Source organism: Longispora fulva (assembly GCF_015751905.1).
GTDB classification, from domain to species: domain Bacteria; phylum Actinomycetota; class Actinomycetes; order Mycobacteriales; family Micromonosporaceae; genus Longispora; species Longispora fulva.
The window spans coordinates 5531954-5550175 of the sequence record NZ_JADOUF010000001.1; the positions used below are offsets into that span (position 1 = coordinate 5531954).

Annotated in this window: 17 protein-coding genes; 13 read left to right on the top strand and 4 right to left on the bottom strand. The window is 70.9% G+C overall.

Features of this window, described 5'->3' with window-relative positions:
- Positions 1–54: 54 nt before the first annotated feature.
- From IW245_RS24935 to IW245_RS24955, 5 genes are all read left to right on the top strand, one after another.
- Positions 55–1443, top strand: a complete 1389-nt coding sequence (locus IW245_RS24935) for an AlkA N-terminal domain-containing protein (RefSeq protein ID WP_197005588.1) — start codon at positions 55–57, stop codon at positions 1441–1443.
- A complete protein-coding gene (locus IW245_RS24940; protein WP_197005589.1) occupies positions 1428–1922 on the top strand; it encodes a methylated-DNA--[protein]-cysteine S-methyltransferase in 495 nt (164 codons plus the stop codon). Before IW245_RS24935 ends, IW245_RS24940 begins: the two co-directional genes overlap by 16 nt.
- Positions 1923–1931: 9 nt before the next feature.
- Positions 1932–2543, top strand: coding sequence for a hypothetical protein (locus tag IW245_RS24945; protein ID WP_197005590.1), 612 nt, complete (start codon positions 1932–1934; stop codon positions 2541–2543).
- A 66-nt stretch (positions 2544–2609) separates the two neighbouring features.
- Positions 2610–4394, top strand: a complete 1785-nt coding sequence (locus IW245_RS24950; protein ID WP_372445236.1) for an ABC transporter ATP-binding protein — start codon at positions 2610–2612, stop codon at positions 4392–4394.
- Complete coding sequence (locus IW245_RS24955) at positions 4391–6232, top strand: ABC transporter ATP-binding protein (RefSeq protein ID WP_197005592.1); 1842 nt, start codon at positions 4391–4393, stop codon at positions 6230–6232. The genes IW245_RS24950 and IW245_RS24955 overlap by 4 nt, the downstream gene beginning before the upstream one ends.
- Positions 6233–6338: 106 nt before the next feature.
- Here the strand turns inward: IW245_RS24955 and IW245_RS24960 are convergent, their stop codons facing one another.
- Positions 6339–7145, bottom strand: coding sequence for a hypothetical protein (locus IW245_RS24960; protein WP_197005593.1), 807 nt, complete (start codon positions 7143–7145; stop codon positions 6339–6341).
- A 38-nt stretch (positions 7146–7183) separates the two neighbouring features.
- Between IW245_RS24960 and IW245_RS24965 the strand changes: the two genes are divergently transcribed.
- Entirely contained in the window at positions 7184–8329 is a 1146-nt protein-coding gene (locus tag IW245_RS24965; RefSeq protein ID WP_197005594.1) for a DNA recombination protein RmuC, read from the top strand.
- Positions 8330–8373: 44 nt separating this feature from the next.
- Here IW245_RS24965 and IW245_RS24970 read toward each other — a convergent pair whose 3' ends face one another.
- The gene (locus IW245_RS24970; RefSeq protein WP_197005595.1) at positions 8374–9897 is read right to left on the bottom strand and encodes an ABC-F family ATP-binding cassette domain-containing protein; all 1524 of its coding nucleotides are present in this window, start codon (positions 9895–9897) and stop codon (positions 8374–8376) included.
- A 388-nt stretch (positions 9898–10285) separates the two neighbouring features.
- On the opposite strand from IW245_RS24970, the gene IW245_RS24975 reads away from it, so the two are divergent.
- The 4 genes from IW245_RS24975 (at position 10286) to IW245_RS24990 (ending at position 13825) form a co-directional block, all read left to right on the top strand.
- Positions 10286–11344: a helix-turn-helix transcriptional regulator gene (locus IW245_RS24975; protein WP_197005596.1), complete on the top strand. Its 1059-nt coding sequence runs from the start codon at positions 10286–10288 to the stop codon at positions 11342–11344.
- Entirely contained in the window at positions 11341–11874 is a 534-nt protein-coding gene (locus IW245_RS24980) for a hypothetical protein (RefSeq protein WP_197005597.1), read from the top strand. Before IW245_RS24975 ends, IW245_RS24980 begins: the two co-directional genes overlap by 4 nt.
- Positions 11875–12326: 452 nt before the next feature.
- Positions 12327–13271, top strand: coding sequence for a helix-turn-helix transcriptional regulator (locus IW245_RS42345; protein WP_197005598.1), 945 nt, complete (start codon positions 12327–12329; stop codon positions 13269–13271).
- Positions 13268–13825, top strand: coding sequence for a hypothetical protein (locus tag IW245_RS24990; protein ID WP_197005599.1), 558 nt, complete (start codon positions 13268–13270; stop codon positions 13823–13825). The genes IW245_RS42345 and IW245_RS24990 overlap by 4 nt, the downstream gene beginning before the upstream one ends.
- 37 nt (positions 13826–13862) lie before the next feature.
- Here IW245_RS24990 and IW245_RS24995 read toward each other — a convergent pair whose 3' ends face one another.
- Entirely contained in the window at positions 13863–14849 is a 987-nt protein-coding gene (locus tag IW245_RS24995) for a 4-hydroxy-3-methylbut-2-enyl diphosphate reductase (RefSeq protein WP_197005600.1), read from the bottom strand.
- Between the two features lie 57 nt (positions 14850–14906).
- Between IW245_RS24995 and xseA the strand changes: the two genes are divergently transcribed.
- Together xseA and IW245_RS25005 are read left to right on the top strand one after the other, a co-directional pair.
- On the top strand, positions 14907–16118 hold the full coding sequence (xseA, locus tag IW245_RS25000) for an exodeoxyribonuclease VII large subunit (protein ID WP_197005601.1): 1212 nt from the start codon (positions 14907–14909) through the stop codon (positions 16116–16118).
- Positions 16115–16309 carry an exodeoxyribonuclease VII small subunit gene (locus tag IW245_RS25005; RefSeq protein ID WP_197005602.1) on the top strand — a complete coding sequence of 65 codons (195 nt, stop codon included), beginning with the start codon at positions 16115–16117 and terminating at the stop codon, positions 16307–16309. Before xseA ends, IW245_RS25005 begins: the two co-directional genes overlap by 4 nt.
- 4 nt (positions 16310–16313) lie before the next feature.
- On the opposite strand, the gene IW245_RS25010 is transcribed toward IW245_RS25005, so the two are convergent.
- The gene (locus IW245_RS25010; RefSeq protein ID WP_197005603.1) at positions 16314–16883 is read right to left on the bottom strand and encodes a DUF4245 domain-containing protein; all 570 of its coding nucleotides are present in this window, start codon (positions 16881–16883) and stop codon (positions 16314–16316) included.
- Positions 16884–17026: 143 nt separating this feature from the next.
- Here IW245_RS25010 and glpX point away from each other — a divergent pair, with 143 nt between their 5' ends.
- The gene (glpX, locus tag IW245_RS25015) at positions 17027–18034 is read left to right on the top strand and encodes a class II fructose-bisphosphatase (RefSeq protein ID WP_197005604.1); all 1008 of its coding nucleotides are present in this window, start codon (positions 17027–17029) and stop codon (positions 18032–18034) included.
- Positions 18035–18222: the final 188 nt, after the last annotated feature.

The window sequence follows — 18222 nt, forward strand, 5'->3', positions numbered from 1 at the left end:
GTCCACGTCCGTTTTCCGCGAGCCGCGGCCCCTGACCGGGGGCATCATGGTCACGTGGACCTGGATTTCGAGCAGTGCTACCGGACGATCGAGACGCGCGACGCGCGCTTCGACGGCTGCTTCATCCTGGCCGTGCGCACGACGGGCATCTACTGCCGGCCGAGCTGCCCGGCGGTGAAGCCCAAACGGCAGAACGTCTCCTTCTACCCCTCGGCGGCGGCGGCCCAGCGCGGCGGCTACCGGGCGTGCATGCGCTGCCGCCCGGACGCCTCGCCCGGCTCCCCGGACTGGGACGTCCGGGCCGACCTCGTCGGTCGGGCGCTGCGCCTGATCGGCGACGGCGTGGTGGACCGCGACGGGGTGCCGGGGCTGGCCCGCCGGCTCGGATACACCGAGCGGCACCTCAACCGGCTGCTCACCACCGAACTGGGCGCCGGCCCGCTCGCGCTGGCCCGGGCGCAACGGGCCCGCACGGCGCGGACCCTGATCGAGAACACCGACCTGGGCCTGGGCGAGATCGCGTTCGCGGCCGGGTTCGGCAGCATCCGGCAGTTCAACGACACGATCCGCGAGGTGTACGCGGTGGCGCCCTCCCACCTGCGCCGCGACCAGCGCGCCTCGGGCCCTGGCGGCCTGCGCCTGAAGCTGCCGTACCGGGAGCCGTTCGACGCGAAGGGCATGTTCGACTTCCTCGTCGGGCACGCCGTCGCGGGGGTGGAGTCCACCGAGGGCACGTACTCCCGGTCGTTGCGGCTGCCGCACGGTACGGGCCGGGTGGAGCTGGAGCCGGCCGACGGGCACGTGCTGGCGACGCTGACCCTGGCCGACCTGCGGGACCTGGCCCCGGCCGTGGCCCGCTGCCGCCGGCTGCTCGACCTCGACGCCGACCCGGCCGCCGTGGACGCGGTGCTCGCCGCGGACCCGGTGCTGGCCGGCTCGGTGCGCGACAACCCGGGGATCCGGATCCCGCGCGCCGTGGACGGCTTCGAGGTCGCGGTCCGCGCGATCGTCGGCCAGCAGATCTCCGTCGCCGCGGCGTGCGGGGTGGCGGCGAAGCTGGTCCGCGACGGCCTGTTCCCGGACGCCCCGGCCCTCCTGGAGCTGCCTGACGAGGCGTTCTCGATGCCTGTGAAACGTAGGGAGACCCTGCGCGCGCTCGCTCAGGCCGTGGTCGACGGCGACGTGGACCTGGAGCCCGGAGCGGACCGTGACGCCGCCGAGAGGGCACTGCTGGCCATCCCTGGCATCGGACCGTGGACGGCCGGCTACGTGGCGTTGCGGGCCCTCGGCGCCCCCGACGTACTGCTCGACACCGACCTCGTCATCCGCCGGACCGCCGAGCGGCTCGGCATCACCGACCTACCGACCCACGCGGAACGGTGGCGCCCCTGGCGCTCCTACGCGATGCTGCACCTCTGGAGGCTGTCATGGACTACACAGTGATCCCGACCCCCGCCGGCCCGTTCACCCTCGTCGTCGATGTCGACGGCGTGGTGCTGACCAGCGGGTTCACGACCGATCTCGGCGAGTTGTGGCCGCAGGTACACCCGAAGCTCAGACCCTCCGGGGACCTGCGCGAGCGGGCCGACCTCGGCGACCTGAACACGGTCGTGGACCGGTATTTCGAGGGCGAGGTCACCGCGATCGACAAGGTCGAGGTGCGCCAGCGCGGCGGCGAGTTCATCGGCGCGGCCTGGGACGTCCTGCGGACGGTCACCACCCCGGTGACGTACTCGGAGTTCGCCGCCCTGGCCGGCCGGCCGGCGGCGGTGCGGGCGGCGGCGCAGGCGTGCGCCCGCAACGCTGTCGCCCTGTTTGTCCCATGCCACCGCGTGATCCGGACCGACGGGAGCCTCGGCGGTTTCCGCTGGGGACTGAAAGTGAAGGAACAGCTACTTCACCACGAGGCTCAGATCAGGTAAGAAAGTGTCGTGTCCAGACTCAGAGTGGCCGCGCTCACACTCGCGGCGTTGATCCTCGCCGGTGGGGTGGTCGTCACCGCGATGCCGCGGTCGCGCGGCGTCACCCGGCTGTTCCCGGTGACGTTCGCGGCCGGCGGCGTCGACCAGCGCCGGGTCGCCGAGTCGGACGGGAAGGACTGCCTCGAGATCGCGGGGTACACGCCGGGGGCCCCGGTCTCCGAGCAGGTCCAGGCCGCGCTGAAGGAATCGGGCTGCCGGCAGGCGCTGCGGGCGGCGTTCACCAGGGACGGCGACGGCATCGTCGTCACCCTGGCCGCCGTCCGGCTCGCCGATCCGGCCGCTGCCCAGGCGCTGGCCGAGCGGCTCACGCCCCTGCACCCGGCGCTGAAGGGGCTCGCGCTCGGGCCGCGGCGGCTCGGGGCCGACGCGGGCAAGTACAAGATCCAGTATTCGGCGGACGGGGACAACGTCGTCGTGCCACCCCAGGCGGTCGGGGCGTGGCTCGTGCTGACCACGGCCACGTACGGTGACGGCCAGGACGACGGGGTGTCCACCGAGCCGCTGCGGGCCGCGACCGAGGCCATCACCTCCTACTTCACCCTTGCCATCAACCAAAGTTGAGGTTTCACACTCGGAGGCGTGAAAAAGGGACAGCGCGGCGCGGCCGGACGGGACTATCGTCGGGCTGTGCCGACTGATGACGTTACTCCCAGGAAACCAGTCCGCTCCTTACACAATCTGTGGCGCCTCCGGCAGTATGTGCGGCCGTACGTGCCGGTCATGGCGCTCATGGTGCTCGCAGGCCTCCTCGGTGTCGGCACCAGCATCATGGTCCCGCTCCTCGTCCGCCGGGTGGTCGACGGTCCCATCCGGCACGGCGACTCCGCCGGCCTGCTCTGGCTCGGCCTGCTGGCCCTGGCGTTCGGCGTCGTCGAGTCCGCGCTGATCCTGATCCGCCGGTGGACCCAGTCCGGCGTGACCCTGCGGATCGAGGCCGCGATCCGCTCGGACCTCTACCGGCACCTGCAACGGCTTCCGGTGTCCTTCCACGACCAGTGGCAGTCGGGCCAATTGCTGTCCCGGGCGACGAGCGACCTGGGCATCATCCGCCGGTTCCTCGCCTTCGGGATCATCTTCCTCGTGGTCAACACGGCCACGTTCGTGACGGTGGTGATACTGCTCCTCCAGCTGTACTGGCCGCTGGGCGTCCTCGTCGCCCTGTCGGCGATCCCACTGTTCCTGACCAGTCGCCGGTTCAGCCGCACCTACATCACGATGTCGCGCCGGGTCCAGGACCAGGGCGGCGACCTGGCCACCCTGGTCGAGGAGTCGGCGGTCGGCATCCGGGCGATCAAGTCCTTCGGCCGGCACAGGTTCATGGCCGACCGGTTCGACCAGGCCTCCGGCTCGCTGCGCAACACCGCGATCGACCGGGCCAGGATGCTGTCGCGGTTCTCGCCGACGTTCGACTCGGTGTCCGGGGTGACGCTGGGCGTCGTGCTCGTCGCCGGGGTGTACGCGGTGTCCGCCGGCCACATGACCATCGGCGGCCTGGTCGCGTTCGTGTCCCTGCAGCTCATGCTCGTCTGGCCGATCGAGACGATGGGCTGGATCATCGCGAACGGCCAGGAGGCGATGACCGGGGCCGACCGGCTCTACGACGTGTTCGACACGGTGCCGACGGTCGTCGACCGCCCCGACGCCCGCGAGGTGTCGCCGGCCGACGTCGAGGGGCACCTGCGCTTCGAGGACGTCCGATTCGGCTACCCGGGCGTCGACCAGCAGATCCTGCGCGGCGTGGACCTCGACATCCGGCCCGGGGAGACCGTGGCCCTCGTCGGGCTGACCGGCTGCGGCAAGACCACCCTGGTGTCCCTGGTCGGCCGGCTGTACGACGTGTCCGCCGGCCGGATCACCCTGGACGGCACCGACATCCGCGACCTGACCCTGGACTCGCTGCGCCAGTCGGTGTCGATGGCGTTCGAGGAGCCGACCCTGTTCTCGATGAGCGTCCGGGAGAACGTGACCCTCGGCGTGCCGGACGCGACCGACGACGACGTCGCCGAGGCGCTGCGGGTCGCGCAGGCCGAGTTCGTGTTCGACCTGCCCTGGGGCCTGGCCACCCGGGTCGGCGAGCAGGGGCTGTCCCTGTCCGGCGGCCAGCGCCAGCGCCTCGCCCTGGCCCGCGCCGTGCTCGGCCGGCCCCGGGTCCTGGTGCTCGACGACCCGCTGTCGGCGCTCGACGTGCACACCGAGGCCCTGGTCGAGGACGCGCTGCGCCAGGTCCTCACCGGCACGACGGCCCTGCTCGTCGTGCACCGGCCGTCGACAGTGGCCCTCGCCGACCGGGTCGCGCTGCTGGCCGACGGGCGGATCGTGGCCGTCGGCACCCACTCGGAGCTGCTGGCGACGGTCCCGGAGTACCGGGCCGTGCTGGCCTCCGCCGCGGACGAGACGGAGAGCGTGCGATGAGTATCGATGTCACCCAGTGGCGCGGGGTCGCCGCCGAGGAGGACGCGGAGCGCACCGCCGCCGAGAGCACCGACCGCGAGTCGGTGCGCAAGCTGCGCCTGCGGAGCAAGCTGCTGCTGCGCTCTCTGGTCCGCCCGCACCGGAGGATGATCGGGCTGGCCGTCGTGCTGCTGCTCGTGCAGAACTTCGCGGGCATGGCCGGGCCGTACCTGGTGAAGATCGGGATCGACACCGGCATCCCGCCACTGGTCCGGGGCGAGGGCCCGCAGGCCGTGATCGCGGTCGGGGTGGCGTTCGCGGTGGCCGTGGCGCTGGAGTACGCGACGAAGCGGGGCTTCCTCTTCCTGTCCGGCAAGATCGGCCAGTCGATCGTCTACGACCTGCGCCGCCGCGTGTACGACCACTTCCAGCGGCTGTCGGTCGGCTTCCACGAGAAGTACACGTCGGGTCGGGTCATCGCCCGGTCCACCAGCGACATCGACGCGATCTCCGAGCTGGTGTCCGGCGGCATCGACGACCTGGTGCTCGCCGTGCTGTCCGTGGTGAGCGTCGCCGGCGTGCTGATCTGGATGGACTGGCCGCTGGCCCTGGCCACGCTCGGCTCGTTCCCGTTCCTGCTGCTGCTGTCGGCGTGGTTCCAGCGCCAGTCGGTGATCGCCTACCGGCGGACCCGGGAGAAGATCGCCCTGGTCATCGTCCACTTCGTCGAGTCGATGGGCGGGATCCGGGCGGTGCAGGCGTTCCGCCGCGAGCCGCGCAACCAGCAGATCTTTGACGTGGTGAACGAGGAGTACCGCGACACCAGCAAGAAGGCGTTCCGGCTGATCGCGGTCTACGCGCCCGGCATCCAACTGATCGGCAACGTGACGACGGCCGTGGTGCTCACCTACGGCGGTTACCGGGTGCTGCACGGCCACGCCGACGTCGGGGTGCTCGCCGCGTTCCTGCTCTACCTGCGCCGGTTCTTCGCCCCGATGCAGGAGCTGGCCCAGTTCTACAACTCGCTGCAGTCGGCGACCGCGGCCCTGGAGAAGCTCTCGGGGGTGCTCGACGAGAAGCCCGGCGTCCCCGAGCCCACCGAGCCCACCCCGCTGCCGGCGGCGCACGGCGCGCTGCGGTTCTCGAAGGTCGAGTTCGCCTACCGCCCCGACCGCCCGGTGCTACACCGGCTGGAGCTGGACATCCCGGCCGGCCAGACCGTGGCGGTGGTCGGCGCGACCGGAGCCGGCAAGACGACGATCGCCAAGCTCGTGTCCCGGTTCTACGACCCGACGGCCGGCACGATGACCCTGGACGGCGTCGACCTGCGCCAGATCGGCACGGACGACCTGCGCCGGGCCGTGGTGATGGTGACCCAGGAGAACTTCCTGTTCACCGGCTCGATCGCCGACAACATCGCCTTCGGCAAGCCGGACGCGACCCGTGCGGAGATCGAGGAGGCCGCCGCCGCGATCGGGGCGGACACGTTCATCCGCGGGCTGCCCGACGGGTACGACACCCAGATCCGCAAGCGCGGCGGCCGACTGTCGGCGGGGCAGCGGCAGCTCGTGGCGTTCGCGCGGGCGTTCCTCGCCGACCCGGCGGTGCTGATCCTCGACGAGGCGACGAGTTCGTTGGACATCCCGAGCGAGCGGGCCGTGCAGCGGGCGCTGCGCACCATCCTCGCGGACCGCACGGCGATCGTGATCGCGCACCGGCTGTCGACGGTGGAGATCGCGGACCGGGTGCTGGTGCTGGAGGCGGGGCGGATCGTGGAGGACGGGTCACCGGCGGAGCTGATCACGGATGGTGGTCGGTACGCCACGCTGCACTCGCAGTGGGCGGATTCCCTGGTGTGATTGGACCCGCTGAGAGCGACGATGCGCGCGTTGTCGTGCCGGAGGCGTGCCAACATGCACAGCGCCTCCCCGCTCTCAGCGGGCCACTGCGCCTTAGATCAAGTTCTTAGAAGTCCCCGCCGCCACCGAAGTCGCCCCCGCCGCCCCAGTCCCCGCCGCCGCCCCAGTCGCCACCGCCGCCGGAGTCCGACCACGAGCCGATGTCCTGGCCGCCGCCGTCGCTGGGGTCGCCGCCCCAGTCGCCCTGGTCCTGGCCGGCTTCGAGGCCCTGCTGGTAGCCGTCGCCGTACCCGTCGCCGTAGGCGCTGTAGCCCGGGTCCGCGAACGCCGGGCTGAACAGCGCGTCCATGATCAGGATGGTGCCGAGGGTGCCGGCCCCGGCCACGAGGGCCGTCTTCCACCACGGGGTCGAATACCACCCGCCCGGGGCCGGCCGGCCGTTGACCATGCCGCCCGGGTAGTAGTAGGGCGTCTGCTGCCCGTACTGCGGCCCCGCGCGCAGCGTCTCACCGGCGACCTCGACCTCGCGCTCCTTGGTGATCACGCCGGTGCGCCGCTGGGTGGACAGCTGCGGCAGGTCCGGCCCCGGGTCGTAACCGAGGCCGATCCGGGCGGCCTTGACGTACATCAGGCCCTCCAGCGCAGTGTCCCCGGCGAGCTCGAACTGGCGGACCGACGTGGCCCGGGACAGCTGGCTGCCCGCCGCGTTGTACCGCTCGTTGGCGTCGAGCAGCGCCTGACGGGTCGGGTCGTCCGTGCCGGCCAGGTTCATCACCTGGCCACCGAGGCGCTCGTGCCACCTCTGGGCCTCCTCGCGGGCGTCCGCGAGCTGTTGTTTCTTCCGCTTACCGAAGATCCACACGACGCCCCCTGCTACGACCGCGAGCAACACCAGCGCAATAAGAAGTCCCACTCCTCGAAGGTACCCGAGACATGGTGCATCCTCGGTGCATGGAGATTGTGCTGCTTCTGCTGGGTCTCGGCATCGGTGTCGCGTTGGGCTGGTTCGCCGCGCGGGCCCGGGCCGCAGCCGAGACCGGCCGGCTGGCCGCTGCCCGCGACGGCGAGGGCCGGCTCGAACAGTCGCTGCGGGCGCTGACGGCCGACGCCGCGCGCGCCCAGCGGGAGAGCTTCGCGCACATCGTCGACCCGCTCCGCGAGAGCCTGGCCCGGTACGAGCAGCGGGTCGCCGAGCTCGAACACGACCGGCTCGACGCGTACGCGCAGCTGCGCACCCAGGTCGGCCAGATGGCCGTCGTGTCCGACCAGCTGCGCACCGAGACCAGCCAGCTGGTGGCGGCGCTGCGGGCGCCGCAGGTCCGGGGCCGGTGGGGCGAGCACCAGCTGCGCCGGATCGTGGAGGCCGCCGGGCTGCTCGAGCACTGCGACTTCTCGGAACAGGTGACGACCAGCACCGGTCTGCGGCCGGACATGGTGGTCCGGCTCGCCGGGGACAAGCAGGTGGTGGTGGACGCGAAGGTCCCGTTCAGCGGGTACCTGTCCGCGATGGAGTCCCGCGACGACGCCGAGCGCGCCGGGCACCTGACCCGGCACGCCCGCCAGCTCCGCGCGCACGTGGACTCCCTCGCCGCGAAGGAGTACTGGTCGGCGTTCGACAACTCCCCCGAGTTCGTGGTGCTGTTCGTTCCGGCCGACGCGTTCCTGGACGCGGCGCTGCAGCACGACCCGGTGCTGTTGGAGCACGCGTTCGCCCGCAACATCGTGCTGGCCACGCCCGCGACGCTGGTGGCGCTGCTCCGCACGATCGCGTACGCCTGGCGGCAGGAGGCCCTGGCCGCGAACGCGATGCACGTGCACCGGGTGGCCAAGGAGCTCTACAGCCGGCTGGCCACGATGGGCAGCCACCTGGGGAAGGTGGGCGCTTCGCTGGGCGGGGCCGTGACGGCGTACAACAAAGCGGTCGGGTCTCTGGAGTCCCGGGTCCTGGTGAGCGCGCGCAAGCTGGCCGACCTCGGGGTCTCCGGCGACGTGCTGGAGACCCCGGGCCAGGTGGAGTCCACCCCGCGCCAGCTCCAGTCCCCCGAGCTGGTGGCCAGCGAGAACGACCACCTCATCCCACTGGAACGCCGGGCCTGAGCCGGCCGCCGGGGGCGGGTGCCGGGCCCGGCACCCGGGCCCGGCTAGACCAGCACCGCCCGCCCCGCCCCCAGCTCCAGGCGCCGGGTGACCCCGACCGCCTCCGCGAAGTAGGAGTCGTGGGTGACCAGCACCAGCGTCCCCTCGAACGCCCGCAACGCCTCCTCGACCACGTCGAGCATGTCGAAGTCGAGGTAGTTCGTCGGCTCGTCGAGCAGCAGCACCCGCCCCGGCGTGTTCACCATGACGGCCAGCAGCAGCCGCCGCAGCTCCCCCGCCGACAGGGTCCGCAGCGCCGCACCCCACTCGTCGGGCCCGAACAGGTACCCGGTGAGCAGCGACTCCGCCTCGTCCACATACACCGGCACGTGCGCCCGGAAGTAGTCGAGCACGGCCACGTCGGTGCGCAGCTCGTCGTGCACCTGGGGCAGCAGCATGGCCCGGTCGGACTCCAACTGCCGCAGCAGCGTCGTCTTGCCCGCGCCGTTCGGCCCGGTGACGAGCAGCCGGTCGCCGGCCTCCAGCACCAGGTCCAGCCCCTCGAACAGCCCCGGGGCCGCGAGATCCGTGGCGTGCAGCACCGGTCCCTCTTCCGCCGGGAAGGCCAGGGTCAGAGCCGGTCGGGTCGACGGCTCGGCGATCCACCGGGCCGACGTGAGCTGCCTGGTCAACCGGCGCTGCCGGACGACGGCCTTGCGGGCCACCATCCGGGCGATCCGCCGCTTGTGCGGGGCCCGCGGGTTGGCGATCTCGTTGGCGAGGGACTTCTCCTTCATCTTCGCGATCTCCTCCTCCAGCTTCACCCGGTACTTCTCCTGCGCCTCGTAGTCGAGCAGCAGCCGCTGCCAGCGCCGGGACTTCTCGGCGCGGTAGGCGGTGTAGCCGCCCTCGTACACCTGGAGTTCCTCGTGGATGCCGTCCAGTTCGTAGATCCGGTTGGCGAACGCGTCCAGGAACGCCCGGTCATGGCTGATCACGAGCACCCCGCCAGCGAACGCCGCGAGGAACTCCCCCAGCCACGCCGCGCCGTCGGCGTCGAGGTGGTTGGTCGGCTCGTCGAGCACCAGCAGGTCAGGCTCGGTGAGCAGCACCCCGGCCAGCATCAGCCGGGCCTGTTCGCCGCCGCTGACCCGACCGAGCGGCCGGTCGTCGGGCAGGTGGTCGACGCCGAGCCGCTGGCGGACGTCGGTCAGCCGGGCCTCGAAGCCCCAGCCGTCCAACGCCTCCCACCGTTCCAGGGCCGCGCCGTAGCTCGCCATGTCCTGGGTCCTCGCGTGCCGGTCGAGCTCCGCCGCCAGCGCACCGAGGTCGCCACGGAGAAAATCACCCACCCTGAGACCCGGATCCGGTACCTGCTGGGCGAAGTAGCCGAGCCGCAGCCCCGGCGAGTACTCCACCTGCCCGGTCGTCGGCCGTTCCGCCCCGGTCAGGATCCGCAGCAGAGTGGACTTGCCCGCGCCGTTCGGGCCGACGACGCCGACCCGGTCGCCCCGGCCCAGGGTGAGGTTGAGGTCGGTGAACAGGGGCTCACCGTCGAAGGTCTTGCTGAGGGAAAGGGTTTTTAACATACGAGCCTCCGCACACCGGTACCAGAAAATGGACAGACGGCATGGATGCGCCAGAGGCTGAAAAAAGAGACCTCTAATCCGACAACGGGGCGAGCACCAACGGCTCAGCGCATCCGGCGGATTACAGGATCAACGGGCCACTCCGATCGGTCGACAACAGGACCCGACGCAACAGTGCCCTGTCCCGGGTGGATCCGCAACTGATTATCGGCGGCTGCATGTTCCTGCAATCCGGACCGACAATTCGGGCACGGCACTGACTGTGGCCCGCGCCGGTGGTGTGCTGTTCACCGGAAGGCAGCCCGTCGCCAAGTTGTAACGGGGGGCGACGGGCAGCCATCCGAAAGGGCATTGCCTATGGGGCTCGCCACCGGCAAGATTCTGAGTCATGGGGGATCTGAATCGGCTGGTGATGCCACGTGCGGCGGTGCCTCCGCTCACCCGGTGGGGCGTTTCGCCCACCGCCGACCTGGTGTTCCGCACCCTGACCGAATGTGGACCGAGCGTGATTGGAGTACTCGGCAAATCGCTGGGGTTACCGACCCGCCGGGTCCGGATAGCCCTCGACGAACTCAACTCTGTCGGGGCCGCCCGACCCGAGCGGATGGCGACGCCGACCGGCCCGGTCCGGGTGTGGCGCGGCGGGCAACCCGAGGCGGTGGTGACATCGTTGCGGGAGCGCACGGTGCACGCGGTCAAGGCCCGACACCTGCTCCGCCAGCGGCTCAGCGGGCTGGACCTGTCCGATGTCATGAACCATCCTGATCTGACGGCCGCCGACGCCGTCCGGCCACTGTACGGACTAGCCCAGGTCCGGGCCCGGTTCGTCGAACTGGCCCCGACGGCGCGCACGGAGGAAATGGTCCTCAACCCTGAGCCGGTGCTTCCCGAGAGTGCCGTCCGGGCCGGGGCGCCACTGGAGAGGGCATCCGCGCAGCGTGGCGTCTCGACGCTGTCGCTGGGCGTGCCGGCCGGAGTGGGTGACGCCTCGCTGTCGCTGCACTACGAGATGATCGCGCTGGGCACGAAATACCGCGAACTACCACAGCTTCCCGCCCGGATCCTCATCATCGATCGCCGCACCGCGATCGTCCCCATCGACCCCGCCATCCTCGGCAAGGGGGCGCTCGAAGTGACGGCGCCCGTCGTGGTGGACCAACTGGTCGGGCTCTTCCTCCAGTACTGGAGCAGGGCCAAGGCTCCGGAGCGGCCCATGCCAGCCAACCTGCCCCTCACACCCCGCGAACAGGCGATCATCGCGCTGCTGGCCACCGGCCAGACCGACGCGAAGACGGCCGAGCAGCTCGGGGTCAGCGTGCGCACGATCGCGTACACGTTGAGCGACCTGATGAGCCGATACGGCGTACAGAACCGATTCCAGCTCGGCATGGTGCTGGGCGCGCAGGGCGCCCGACCGACGACTATCCAGAAGGAACAGCAGAAATGACAGCACGACTGAGGACACTCTTGGCGGTCGCCGCCGGCTCCTTGCTCGCCGTGAGCATGACGACTCCGGCACACGCGGTGGTCAACCAGCCCGTCGCCGGCTACACGGCGTTTCTGGATTGCCCGTCCGGAACCGCCACCACCGGCTCGATGCTCCTCCTCACCCAGGGCACGATCAAGCCCTGCGCCACTCCCAGGTCGTATGTCTTCGCTCTCGCCGGCTACGGCAGCCGCACCGACTGGGGTGGCCTGACCGCCTATGGGACGCCGTACCACTTCATCACGGACACCGACCGGTACGGAACCGAGTTCACCATCAAGCCGGGCACCACTGTCGTGTGCCTCCTGGCCTCGCAGGACAAGAAGCTCGACTGCATCGAGGTCGTCTGGAACGCCGCCGGCCAGGCGACCGAGGGCGCACACGTCCCCGGCACCGACCCGCGCGTACAGATGCCGGCGGCGATCGACGGCTCGACCAACCCGACGGACCCGGGCTGCGTCTACTGCTGGACTGAGCCGAGCAACGACTAGTAGGCCCGCCGCATTCAGGTTTCCGCGACGGCGGTGTGTCGAACACATAGCTGACCACGGTCGGCCTGGCCTTCAGCGCGTCCATGACCAGCTCGTCTGGCACGGACCGCCGGGGATCGGGCCGGCCGTGTTCGCGTTTGCCCACCGGCGCGGACCGGCCACTGCATGATCCTGCAATCTGCGCGGACAAACCGGACCACCCCCTGACCTGGACGCCCCGAGCTGATGTGCTGTTCCCCGGAAGGCAGCCCGTCGCCGAGTTGTTACGGGGGGCGACGGGCAGCCGACCGAAAGGGCGTTGTCCCCGGGGCTGTTCACCGGCAGGATCCTGAACCATGGGGGATCGGAATGAGCTGGTGGTGCCACGGGTCACAGTGCCTCCGTTGACGAGGTGGGGCATTTCTCCCACCGCAGATCTGGTGTTTCGCACCCTGACCGAATGTGGACCGAGCGTGATCGGAGTACTCAGCAGATCGCTGGGCCTGCCGGCCAACAGGGTCCGGATCGCGCTCGACGAACTCAACTCCGTCGGGGCGGCCCGGCCCGAACGGACGGCATCGCCCACGGGACCTGTCCAGATCTGGCGGGGCCGGCGACCGGACGCCGTGGTGACCTCGCTGCGGGACCGGGAACTGCAGGCCGCCCAGGCCCGGCACCTTCTCCGCCGGCAGCTCACCGGCCTCGACCTGGCCGACATCATGAACCATCCCGACATGTCCGCGCCCCAGGCCGTGGTGACACTCAACGGCTGGCGTCAGGTGCAGGCCCGGCTCGGCGAGCTCACCCCGCGGACGCGGCAGGAGGCGCTGGCCATCATGCCCGAGGCGGTTCTCGACGCGCAGACCGTCCGGGCGGGAGCCGACAACGACCGCGACCTGGCCCGGCGCGGAATCCTGGCGCGGAGAATCGGCGTGCCGTCCGGGGTCGGCGACGCGTCGCGGGCCCTGCACGCCGAAATGGCCGCCCACAGCTTCAACCACTACCGACAGGTCGCGCACCTGCCCGCCCGGATCATCATCATGGACCGGCGAACAGCGATCCTGCCGATCGATCCGGCCCGGGTCAGCCGTGGCGCGTTGGAAGTGACCGCGCCCGCCGCCGTGGCACGACTGGTCGAACTGTTCCATACCTATTGGGACAAAGCCCTCCCGCCGGAGCAACCCATGTCCCCTGACATCGTCCTCACCCCCCGCGAGGCGGCGATCATCGCGCTGCTCACCGAAGGCCACACCGACGCCAGCGTCTCGGCGGAGCTCGGGATCAGCGTCCGGACCATCGCGTACTCGATCAGCGACCTGATGAGTCGGTGCGGGGTCCAGAACCGGTTCCAACTGGGTCTGGTCCTCGGCTCGCAGACCATCACGCCCCGCACCACGGAAAAGGAACCAGAACAATGACCTGGAAGTCCCGGCTGGTCGGCACTATCGCCGCCCTCTCCCTCGCGATGCTCGGCATGGCGGGCCAGGCCACGGCGAGCGGGTCCGTCCCTCAACCGCAGTGGATGAAGTGCCCCAGGCCAGTGGTCACCGGCGACGTGTACTCGATCACGGTGGGCCAGCAGGTCTCCGCCGGCTACTGGGACCTGTCCGTGGCCGGCACCGTGACGCCGTGCCACACGCCGGGCGAACTCGAATCCTTCACCGTCGTCACCTTCAGCAACGGACAGGACACCTCGGGCTGGGCCGACCATTACGCGGATCTGACGAACGGCAACCAGTTCGCGGGGGTGCACGTCGAGGCTCCCACGACGGCCGACGCGGTCTGCCTGGCCACGGCGCCGAGCACCAGGCTCGCGTGCTTCGCCGTCACCTGGCCCAACGGCACCGCGGCCGCACCCGTGATCGGCGACCGGATTCCGTTGGCCGTCACGGAGCACTGGGGCAACATGACCCTGCGGTGGCAGCCGACCAGCGGCCCGACCTGCGGCTTCTGCTGGCCGGTCAGCGGCTGACAGCGCCTCGGTCAGTGGCGCACCGGGCGGGTCGCGGTCAGCGGCCCGCCGCGCGCATGTCGCGCTTGAGCTCCTGCGGCAGCGAGAACGTCAGATGCTCCTCGGCCGTCTCGAACTCGGTGACGTCCGCGTACCCCCGCTCGGCCAGGAACGCCAGCACGTCCATGACCAGCTCGTCGGGCACGGACGCGCCGGACGTCAGGCCGACCGTGGTCGCGCCCTCCAGCCACTCCTCGCGGATCTCGTGCGCGTAGTCGACGAGGTAGCCGGCGCGGGCGCCCGCGTCCACGGCCACCTCGACGAGCCGGACGGAGTTCGACGAGTTGGTCGAGCCGACGACGAGGACGACGTCGCACTCGGGGGCCAGTTCCTTGACGGCGAGCTGGCGGTTCTGGGTGGCGTAGCAGATGTCGTCCGACGGCGGGGAGACCAGCAGCGGCAGCTTGGTGCGCAGCTTCGCCACGGTCGCCATGGTCTCGTCCACCGACAGCGTGGTCTGGGACAGCCAGACGACCCTGGCCGGATCGCGGACCTCGACGGCGTCGACGCCGGCCGGGCCGTCGACGAGCTGGATGCTGGCGGGGGCCTCACCCATGGTGCCGATGACCTCTTCGTGGCCTTCGTGGCCGATGAGCACGATGTCGTACCCCTCGGACGCGAAGCGTTTGGCCTCGTTGTGCACCTTGGTCACGAGCGGGCAGGTGGCGTCGATGGCGCGGAGGTTGCGCTGCCGGGCCTCCTCGTAGACCACGGGGGCGACGCCGTGCGCGGAGAAGATGACGGTCGCGCCCTCGGGGACCTCGTCGTTCTCCTCCACGAAGATCGCGCCCTGGTCCTGCAGCGTCTGCACGACGTGCCGGTTGTGCACGATCTCCTTGCGCACGTAGATCGGCGCCCCGTACAGCGCGAGAGCCTCCTTGACCGTCTCCACGGCGCGGTCGACCCCGGCGCAGTAACCACGGGGCTTGGCGAGCAGGACACGCTTCACAGGATCGGACACTCCCCCATCGTAGGCTTGCTCCATGACCGGACGCAGTGAGGGCATTGACGGCCGCCCCGCCATCGAGCGTAACGAGACGGCGTGACCGCGCCCAGGAGCAGCCCGGAGGAGCCGTGGCCGGTCCGGGTCGTCAGTAGCAAGATCGCGGAGTGGATCGCCCGGTTGGGTGCCGTGTGGGTGGATGGCGAGGTGGCGCAGCTCTCCCGCCGGCCCGGTCAGGGCATGGTGTTCCTCACCCTGCGCGACCCGTCCGCCGACGTCAGCCTGCAGGTCACCGCGCGCCGCGCTGTCCTGGACTCCTGTGACCCACCTCTCACCGAGGGCGCGCGGGTCGTCGTGCACGCCAAGCCCAACTTCTACGCCGCCCGGGGCACGTTCTCCCTCGCCGCCGACGAGATGCGCCAGGTCGGCCTGGGCGAGCTGCTCGCCCGGCTGGAGAAGCTGAAGAAGCTGCTGGCCGCCGAGGGGCTGTTCGACCGGGCCCGCAAGCGCAGGCTGCCGTTCCTGCCGAACCGGGTCGGGCTGATCACCGGCCGGGCCAGCGCCGCGGAGCGCGACGTGCACATGGTCGCCGAGCGGCGGTGGCCGGCCGTGGAGTTCGTCACGATCAACACGCCGGTGCAGGGCGGCAGCGCGGTGCCGGCGATCATCGCGGCGTTGAAGACGCTGGACGACGACCCGACCGTGGACGTGATCATCCTGGCCAGGGGCGGTGGCAGCGTCGAGGACCTGTTGCCGTTCTCCGACGAGGCGCTGTGCCGGGCGGTGTTCGCGTGCCGTACCCCGGTGATCTCCGCGATCGGCCACGAGCCGGACACCCCGCTGGTGGACTTCGTGGCCGACGTGCGGGCCGCGACCCCGACCGACGCCGCGAAGCGCGTGGTGCCGGACCTCACCGAGGAGCTGCGCGGCCTGGCGATCGCCCGGACCCGGCTGGACCGGGGCATCGGCACCATGCTGGAACGCGAGCAGCACCGGATCACCGCCCTGCGGTCCCGGCCGGTCCTGGCCCGGCCGGAGGTGATCGTCGACGGCCGGCAGTCCGACGTCGACGCGCTGCGGCACCGGGCGGCCCGGGTGGTGGCGCACCGGATCGACAACGCGCGCAACGAACTGGGCCACACCCTGGCGCGCCTGCGGGCGTTGTCCCCGGCGGCGACCCTGCAACGGGGGTACGCGATCGTCCAGCGCGCCGACGGCCACGTGGTCCGGGCGCCCGACGAGGTGGCGCCCGGCGATACCCTCCGGATCCGACTCAACGAAGGCGAACTGGCCGCGAAGGTGGAGAGATGAGCGCACAGCCCAGCTACGAGGAGGCCCGGGCCGAGCTGGCCCAGGTCGTGGAGCAGTTGGAGGCCGGCGGGGCGAGCCTGGAGGAGTCGCTGGCCCTGTGGGAGCGGGGCGAGAAGTTGGCGACGGTGTGCCAGACGTGGCTGGACGGGGCCCGGGAACGCCTGGACGCCGCGCGCCGCACGTCCGACTGACGCGCTACTTCAACGACCGCGCGAACTCCACCATCGTCGCGTCCGGCGCCTGGCCGGCGAGCACGATCGTCCGGCCGTTCTCGGCGAGCACGACGGCGCTGACGCCCTGGGCCCCGGAGTACCGCTGCCAGGTCCTGCCGCCGATCTCCGCCGAGCCGAGCAGGGTCGATCCGCCGCCCACCGCGGAGTTCAGCACCCCGTCGAGGGGCGCGCTGGACTCCGTGAGCTGCAGGAACTCCCCGTCCGGGCCGGCGTACCCGATCCGGAGCACCAGGTGCCCGTCCTGCTGGGCGGTCTTCGCGGTGGACGTCCGCCAACCGGACGGCAGGCCGGACGGCGCCCACACCTGGTACGACGCGCGGGCCCGGGCGTCGGTCAACGCCGCGCTCGGATCGACGGTCGTCGGGGACTCCCCGCCCAGAAAGCGGTAGAGCACCAGCATCAGGACAATCGGGATGAGCAGAGCCAGCATGGAGTACGCCAGGTCCTTGGCCCCGCGCGTCTTGCGGGCCTCCTTGACCGGGACGGCCGTCCCGCCGGAGAAAACGCTCACGGTTTCGCTGGTCTCACTCACCCCGCCATCCTCCCCGATGACCCAAGTCACGGCCCGACCAGGGCAACGTGAAAAGATTCAGGTTGCATCGCTCGGCCGTTCCACCACCCGGCGCTACCCGCCTGGTGATGTAGCGGCTGCACCCGTCGACGAGGAGGACACCGATGTCCGGAGCCCGCCGTACCGAGGAGCTTGACCGCAACCTCGCCCTGGACCTGGTCCGCGTGACCGAGGCCGCCGCCATGGCCGCCGGCCGCTGGGTCGGACGAGGCGACAAGGAGGGCGGCGACGGTGCCGCCGTGGACGCGATGCGGCTGCTGATCAATTCGGTGCCGATGCGCGGCGTCGTCGTGATCGGCGAGGGCGAGAAGGACAACGCCCCGATGCTGTTCAACGGGGAGCACGTGGGCGACGGCACCGGCGCGGAGGTCGACGTCGCCGTGGACCCGGTCGACGGCACCACCCTGATGGCCAAGGGCATGCCGAACTCGATCGCCGTACTGGCGGTGACCGAGCGGGGCGCGATGTTCGACCCGTCGGCGGTCTTCTACATGGACAAGATCGCGGTGGGCCCCGACGCGGCCGACGTCATCGACATCACGGCGCCCGTGGCGGAGAACCTGCGCCGGATCGCCAAGGCGAAGAAGGGCAGCCTGTCGGACGTGACGGTCTGCATCCTCGACCGCCCCCGGCACGACAAGCTCGTGCAGGAGGTCCGGGAGACGGGCGCGCGGATCCGGTTCATCTCCGACGGCGACGTGGCCGGCGCGATCAGCGCGGCCCGGGAGGGCAGCGAGGTCGACGTGCTGCTCGGCATCGGCGGCACCCCGGAGGGCATCATCGCCGCCGTGGCGCTCAAGTGCCTGGGCGGCGCGATGCAGGGCATGCTGTGGCCGCGCGACGACGACGAGAAGCAGAAGGCCATCGACGCCGGGCACGACCTGGACCGGGTGCTGGGCCTCGACGACCTGGTCAGCGGGGACAACATGTTCTTCTGCGCGACCGGCGTGACGACGGGCGACCTGCTCAAGGGCGTGCGCTACAAGGCCGGCGGCGCTTACACCCAGTCGATCGTGATGCGCTCGAAGTCGGGCACGACCCGCGTGATCGACTCCTACCACCGCCTGGAGAAGCTCCGCTCCTACTCCCTCGTCGACTTCGACGGCTCTTAGTGGGTGGGGCCCGCTGAGAGCGGCGATGCGCGCGTTGTCAGGAACCCGGCATACAACACCGGTATGCCGGAACCCTTCCGCCTTCGCCTCCCCGCTCTCAGCGGGCCAAGACGTTAGATCAAAAGCTAGATCATTATTTGATTACGGCGGGGCCTGATCGACACGCGTCGGCGGGGCCCAGCGGGTCA